Source organism: Vibrio sp. 779(2023), assembly GCF_033344285.1.
GTDB classification, from domain to species: domain Bacteria; phylum Pseudomonadota; class Gammaproteobacteria; order Enterobacterales; family Vibrionaceae; genus Vibrio; species Vibrio alginolyticus.
This window is the reverse complement of sequence record NZ_JAWPOM010000034.1, coordinates 23,978-30,682: the sequence shown is the minus strand read 5'-3', so window position 1 is coordinate 30,682 and position 6,705 is coordinate 23,978. Positions and strand designations below refer to the sequence as shown.

The following is a 6,705-nucleotide window of genomic DNA, read 5'->3' as shown; positions in this document are numbered from 1 at the left end:
TTTACGATTCTTTACGCTCCCTATACGTCGCTTTACCTAGCGGGTCGTATTCTATACTCAAGCGCTGTGAGAACAGCTCAGAAGAACCACTCACCTGTGTAAGGAATCGTATTATGAAGTCTGCAAAAAAACTTGTGTTAGCTGCTGTTGTTCTACCTCTTACTCTTGGCGCCGCAAGCGCATTCGCTTACGGTGGTAAAAACCATCATAAAGGTCCTCGTGACGAATGCGGCATGGGTATGGACCGAGGTGTCATGCGTCAACTAGACCTGACTGATGCACAAAAAGATCAGCTAAAAGAAATGCGTGAAGCAAACAAAGCAGAAATGAAAGCAAAATTCGCTGATGGCAAAGAAGCACGTATGGCTGAGCGTCAAGCGCATCACGCAAAAGTACAATCGCTTTTGCTGGCGGATAACTTTGATGAAGCTCAAGCTAGCGAATTAGCAAAAGAGATGGTTGAGCGCCAAACGGAACGTCGCGTGCAAATGCTAGAAAGAAAGCACCAAATGCTTAGCGTATTAACACCTGAGCAGAAAGCGAAATTTGTTGAGCTACAAAATGAACGTATGCAAGAGTGTGGCGACAGAATGCACAAGCGCATGGAAAAGTCGCGCAATAATTAAGTCATGAATTGATGTTATATAAAGAGGCAGCCATTGGTTGCCTCTTTTTGATCTGGTTATTTCATGGTCATTCAATATACTCAACGTATGGTTTTAGTTAACTCTTTGATTATGAAACAGCAATACGCACGTTTAGTTACGACCGCCGCTTGGACTGCAACCATTGTGGCGACGCTTCTTCTGATAGTAAAAGTCATCACGTGGTGGGTAACCGGCTCAGTGAGCTTATTGGCGTCATTGATTGACTCCATGTTAGATATCGCGGCTTCGGTTGTGAATCTTGTGGTGGTTCGTTACGCCTTACAACCGGCAGACCGCGAACATACGTTTGGACATGGTAAAGCTGAGTCCTTAGCGGCCCTAGCCCAAGCAATGTTTATTTCGGGCTCGGCAGTATTTTTGATTCTTAACGGGATTGACCGATTTTTCCGCCCACATGCTTTACACGCACCGGAGTTAGGTGTGTATGTATCGCTGTTTGCGATTGTGGTCACACTTGGCTTGGTGATGTTCCAAAAACATGTGGTTCGCGTGACGGGGAGCCAAGCAATAGCGGCGGATTCTCTGCATTATCAGACTGACTTGTATATGAATGCTGCGATCATGGTTGCTCTGGGGCTCAGTTATTTTGGAGTGACTCAAGCGGATGCTGTGTTTGCGATTGGTATTGGTGTCTTCATTCTTTATAGCGCTTTCAAAATGGTCAGCGAAGCGATTCAAACCTTACTTGATAGAAAGTTGCCCGATGAAGAGCTTGAGCAAATTAACCAAGCTTGTTTGAGCGTAAAAGGGGTATTGGGCGTGCATCAGTTACGCACGCGAATGTCCGGACCGACGCGCTTTATACAGTTGCATTTAGAGCTAGACGATAACTTACGATTAATTGAGGCGCATTACATTGCTGATAAAGTGGAAGATAATTTATTGGCTCTGTTTCCTGATGCGGACGTACTGATCCATCAAGATCCATTGTCTGTCGTTTTCGGACCTGAGAAAGAGCAGAAAGCGCAAGATTGGTAGGCTTGAAAAATCCATCAGTGCCCGAAGACAAACAGGTACTTATTGACTATCTTTCCATCAATACTTATTAAGATTCGTGATCCTGATATGAATCAACAAAGTTTCATAGAGAAACTGTAATACTCTTACATAAGTAGAAAAGTTACATAAAAAAGTGCGTTTTCATTGGTAATCCTGTAGAGGAAATGTAACATAACGCACAGTTCTGGATTATGCAGGTTGCTTGGTAACAAGGGGCCTAAAAGAAAATTAAATAATTGATTGCCAAAGATCGAGGGTGAGCATGATTAAGAAGATCGGTGTTTTAACAAGTGGCGGTGACGCACCTGGTATGAACGCTGCGATACGCGGCGTAGTACGTACAGCACTATCCGAAGGATTGGAAGTATTCGGTGTGTACGACGGCTACCTAGGCCTATACGAAGGCCGCATCGAGAAGCTAGATCGTTCTAGCGTTTCAGATGTGATCAACAAAGGTGGTACGTTCCTAGGTTCTGCACGTTTCCCTGAATTTAAACAAGTGGAAGTTCGTGAAAAAGCGATTGAGAACCTGAAAAAACATGGTATCGATGCACTAGTGGTAATCGGTGGTGATGGTTCGTACATGGGTGCGAAGAAACTGACTGAAATGGGTTACCCATGTATCGGTCTTCCGGGCACAATCGACAACGATATCGCAGGTACGGATTACACTGTGGGCTACCTAAGTGCACTAAACACCGTTATCGATGCAATCGACCGTCTACGTGATACTTCTTCATCTCACCAACGCATTTCAATTGTAGAAATCATGGGCCGTCACTGTGGTGATTTGACTCTGATGTCTGCAATTGCGGGCGGTTGTGAATACATCATCACTCCGGAAACTGGTCTAGACAAAGACAAGCTGATCAGCAACATCCAAGATGGTATCGCTAAAGGTAAGAAACACGCGATCATCGCGCTTACTGAGCTAATGATGGATGCTAATGAACTAGCACGTGACATCGAAGCCGCGACAGGTCGTGAAACTCGTGCAACAGTACTTGGTCACATCCAACGTGGTGGTCGTCCAACTGCATTTGACCGCGTACTAGCATCTCGTATGGGTAACTACGCTGTTCACCTATTGATCGAAGGTCATGGTGGTCGTTGTGTAGGTATCGTGAAAGAGCAACTTGTTCACCACGATATCATCGACGCAATCGAAAACATGAAGCGTCCAGTACGCAACGATCTATACAAAGTTGCTGAAGAGTTGTTCTAAGCAAGCTTGAAATAGATAAACAAAACCGCGGCTTTCCGCGGTTTTTTTGTATTTGAGAATCAACAAAAAGAAACTAGTGATAGACGAGTGTTAAGACACGCTGTTCTGCTCTATGAGCGTTAATTTTCGCTCGCGCAGCGCAAACAAGTAGCCCAGTAGCCCACCCAACGTATTCCCAACCGCGATACCGATAAACAAGCCTTCAATGCTGTAGATTTGGCTCCCGACCCACGCCGATGGCAAGGTAAAAATGAACAGCCGCATAAAGCTCCACTGGAATGCACGCAATGGCTTGTGCATCGCATTCAAACCACTGACTAACATCATCACGATGCCTTGGAAGCCATAACTAAATGGCACCACCAGTAAATAATGCCAAAGCAGGTTTTTCACCGCATCTTCCTGAGAAAACAGCGCAGCCAGAGGAATGCTCAGCGGTACCATCATCAAGAAGATAAACCCTTGGAATACCACTGCAAAACGCATGCTAATAAATAAACCCGAAAAGGCTCGTTGCGGTTGTTTGGCTCCTAAATTTTGTGCCATAAACGGTGTGAGGGCAGAGGTCAGCGACATCAATACTAAAATCAATATGGACTCAATACGCTGCGCTGCCCCGTAAGCAGCAACCGCCGCTGTACCGTGGTTGGATAACAGCATCATCAGAATGGCACCGGACAACGGATTCATCGCGTTTGATAGCGCTGCAGGGCTACCAATTTTTAGTGTCTGTTGCCAGTCTTGTTTCAGCAAAGCCCATTGGGGTTGAGCAAGCAATTTTTCCCGTTTAATTAGCACATAGAATGAGCCACATAAAGCACCTAACCAGCTAAAGGCACTTGCTATGGCTGCGCCTTGAATGCCAAGTTCCGGAAAAGGGCCATAACCGAAAATCAACAATGGATCGAGCATGCCATTAATCAAACCAGCCAACATCATGACTTTTGCTGGTGTTTTTGTGTCGCCAGTAGCTCGGATAGCACTGTTGCCCGCCATTGGGATCACTAGCAGAGGAATGGTGAGATACCAGACCTGCATATATTGCTCAATAAGAGGGATGAGATCATCAGACGCACCAAGAAAACGAAACAATGGCGCAATGGTGGTAAAGCCAATAGAAGACGCGATAGCCACAAGTAACACGGCTAACAACAAACCGTGGGTGGTGAACCGAGCAGCTTGTGGTGCATGACCTTGCCCAAGCAAGCGACCAATATTGGTCGATAGTCCCATCCCAATCCCCATCGTAATGCAGTTAACCGCAAAGGTGACAGGGAAGGTATAGCTGATAGCCGCTAGCGCTTGAGTGCCAAGCAACGAGATAAAAAACGTGTCCACCAAGTTAAACATCAAAATTGCGATCATGCCCATGGTCATGGGTACGGTCATTTTCCGCAGCGTTTCAGGAATGGGTGCGGTCAACAAACCATGCTTATCGGTCGCTTGGGGTTCCAGCTTGTTATTTTCCTGCATGTGTGACAACTATCTGGTGAGCAAACTGCAAGGATACAAGAAAGCGAGATGCCGAGCGAGTGAGCATTTCTAACGCAAACCGTTGCCTAGTTGTTCGTTATTTTAACTAAGTCACAAAAATTTTGTGCCACCCCCTTGGGATCGCTGCTTCGACCCCTTATATAGGGATCACGTGTCTGGGGCTACAGTCCCTAAGGACAATTATCAAATAAACATGGAAATTTTCAGGAGAGACGACCGATGAACATTCGTCCATTACATGACCGAGTTATCGTTGAACGTAAAGAAGTTGAATCTAAGTCTGCTGGTGGCATCGTTCTGACTGGTTCTGCTGCAGAAAAATCGACTCGCGGTGTTGTTCTAGCTGTGGGTAAAGGCCGCATCCTAGAAAACGGCACCGTACTGCCACTAGACGTTAAAGTCGGTGATACCGTTATCTTCGCTGAAGGTTACGGTACAAAAACTGAAAAAATCGACGGTAAAGAAGTGCTTGTCATGTCTGAAAACGACATCATGGCGATCGTTGAATAATAGCAATCATTGAGTAATTTTTTGCTCAGATTCAATTACGAAATTACACACAAAGAATTTTAGAAAGGAAATCAAAGATGGCTGCTAAAGACGTTAAATTTGGTAATGACGCACGAGTTAAAATGCTGGAAGGTGTAAACGTTCTGGCTGACGCAGTAAAAGTAACACTGGGTCCTAAAGGACGTAATGTCGTTCTAGACAAATCTTTTGGTGCACCGACTATCACTAAAGATGGTGTATCAGTAGCGCGTGAAATCGAGCTGGAAGATAAATTCCAGAACATGGGCGCACAAATGGTTAAAGAAGTTGCGTCTAAAGCAAACGACGCAGCGGGTGACGGTACAACAACAGCAACGGTACTAGCACAATCTATCGTTAACGAAGGTCTAAAAGCAGTCGCAGCGGGCATGAACCCAATGGATCTTAAGCGTGGTATCGACAAAGCTGTTGCCGCGGCAGTTGAGCAACTAAAAGAGCTTTCTGTTGAATGTAACGACACAAAAGCGATCGCGCAGGTTGGTACTATCTCTGCAAACTCAGACGCAAGCGTAGGTAATATCATTGCAGAAGCAATGGAGCGTGTGGGTCGTGATGGCGTTATCACGGTTGAAGAAGGTCAGGCGCTACAAGACGAGTTAGACGTAGTAGAAGGTATGCAGTTCGACCGCGGTTACCTGTCTCCTTACTTCATCAACAACCAAGAATCAGGCAGTGTTGATCTAGAAAACCCATTCATTCTTCTAGTAGACAAGAAGATCTCAAACATTCGTGAGCTTCTTCCAACGCTAGAAGCTGTCGCGAAAGCATCTCGTCCACTGCTTATCATTGCAGAAGATGTAGAAGGCGAAGCGCTAGCAACATTGGTTGTGAACAACATGCGTGGCATCGTAAAAGTTGCAGCTGTGAAAGCACCTGGCTTCGGTGACCGTCGTAAAGCAATGCTACAAGACATCGCTATCCTAACTGGCGGTACTGTGATTTCTGAAGAGATCGGTCTAGAGCTAGAAAAAGTTGCACTAGAAGATCTAGGTCAAGCGAAGCGTGTTTCTATCACGAAAGAAAACACGACTATCATCGATGGTATCGGTGAAGAAGAGATGATCTCTGGCCGTGTTGCTCAGATTCGTCAACAAATCGAAGACGCAACTTCAGACTACGACAAAGAGAAACTACAAGAGCGCGTAGCTAAACTGGCTGGCGGTGTTGCAGTAATCAAAGTTGGTGCTGCGACTGAAGTTGAAATGAAAGAGAAGAAAGACCGTGTAGAAGATGCGCTAGCCGCAACTCGCGCAGCGGTTGAAGAAGGTGTTGTTGCTGGTGGTGGTGTTGCACTTATCCGCGCGGCATCTAAGATTGCTCACCTAACGGGTGACAACGAAGAACAAAACGTTGGTATCCGCGTTGCACTACGTGCAATGGAAGCGCCAATCCGTCAAATCACGAAGAACGCAGGTGAGGAAGACTCAGTTGTTGCGAACAACGTGAAAGCGGGTGAAGGTAGCTACGGCTACAACGCGGCAACAGGCGAATACGGCGACATGCTAGAAATGGGTATCCTAGATCCAACTAAAGTTACTCGTTCTGCACTACAATTCGCAGCATCGGTTGCAGGTCTGATGATCACTACTGAAGCGATGGTTACTGACCTACCGCAAAAAGACGCGCCAGCGATGCCTGACATGGGCGGCATGGGTGGCATGGGCGGTATGGGCGGCATGATGTAAGCCAGCTTATCTCATCGCTCTAAGGGAGCCCTTATAGCGGAAAGATAACCGACCAAACCTTTAAAAGTCGAGGCAGATGCCTCGA

6 protein-coding genes are annotated in these 6,705 nt (G+C 46.1%); 5 read left to right on the top strand and 1 reads right to left on the bottom strand.

The window, feature by feature from the left end; all coding sequences use genetic code 11:
• Window positions 1-113 precede the first annotated feature (113 nt).
• From R8O70_RS23745 to pfkA, 3 genes are all read left to right on the top strand, one after another.
• On the top strand, window positions 114-626 hold the full coding sequence (locus R8O70_RS23745; protein WP_005386388.1) for a CpxP family protein: 513 nt from the start codon (window positions 114-116) through the stop codon (window positions 624-626).
• Window positions 627-737: 111 nt separating this feature from the next.
• Complete coding sequence (gene fieF, locus R8O70_RS23740) at window positions 738-1,646, top strand: CDF family cation-efflux transporter FieF (RefSeq protein ID WP_025768809.1); 909 nt, start codon at window positions 738-740, stop codon at window positions 1,644-1,646.
• 283 nt (window positions 1,647-1,929) lie between these two features.
• Window positions 1,930-2,892, top strand: a complete 963-nt coding sequence (gene pfkA, locus R8O70_RS23735) for a 6-phosphofructokinase (protein ID WP_005381521.1) — start codon at window positions 1,930-1,932, stop codon at window positions 2,890-2,892.
• A gap of 90 nt (window positions 2,893-2,982) precedes the next feature.
• Here pfkA and R8O70_RS23730 read toward each other — a convergent pair whose 3' ends face one another.
• Entirely contained in the window at window positions 2,983-4,365 is a 1,383-nt protein-coding gene (locus R8O70_RS23730; protein WP_258625440.1) for an MATE family efflux transporter, read from the bottom strand.
• Between the two features lie 240 nt (window positions 4,366-4,605).
• On the opposite strand from R8O70_RS23730, the gene R8O70_RS23725 reads away from it, so the two are divergent.
• Together R8O70_RS23725 and groL are read left to right on the top strand one after the other, a co-directional pair.
• On the top strand, window positions 4,606-4,896 hold the full coding sequence (locus R8O70_RS23725; RefSeq protein WP_005381516.1) for a co-chaperone GroES: 291 nt from the start codon (window positions 4,606-4,608) through the stop codon (window positions 4,894-4,896).
• Window positions 4,897-4,973: 77 nt separating this feature from the next.
• A complete protein-coding gene (groL, locus tag R8O70_RS23720) occupies window positions 4,974-6,620 on the top strand; it encodes a chaperonin GroEL (RefSeq protein ID WP_005381509.1) in 1,647 nt (548 codons plus the stop codon).
• Window positions 6,621-6,705 lie beyond the last annotated feature (85 nt).

Coding starts and splice junctions, on each gene's coding strand:
- R8O70_RS23745 (WP_005386388.1), top strand. CDS start 114: ATGAAGTCTGCAAAAAAACTTGTGTTAGCTGCTGTTGTTCTACCTCTT.
- fieF (WP_025768809.1), top strand. CDS start 738: ATGAAACAGCAATACGCACGTTTAGTTACGACCGCCGCTTGGACTGCA.
- pfkA (WP_005381521.1), top strand. CDS start 1,930: ATGATTAAGAAGATCGGTGTTTTAACAAGTGGCGGTGACGCACCTGGT.
- R8O70_RS23730 (WP_258625440.1), bottom strand. CDS start 4,365: ATGCAGGAAAATAACAAGCTGGAACCCCAAGCGACCGATAAGCATGGT.
- R8O70_RS23725 (WP_005381516.1), top strand. CDS start 4,606: ATGAACATTCGTCCATTACATGACCGAGTTATCGTTGAACGTAAAGAA.
- groL (WP_005381509.1), top strand. CDS start 4,974: ATGGCTGCTAAAGACGTTAAATTTGGTAATGACGCACGAGTTAAAATG.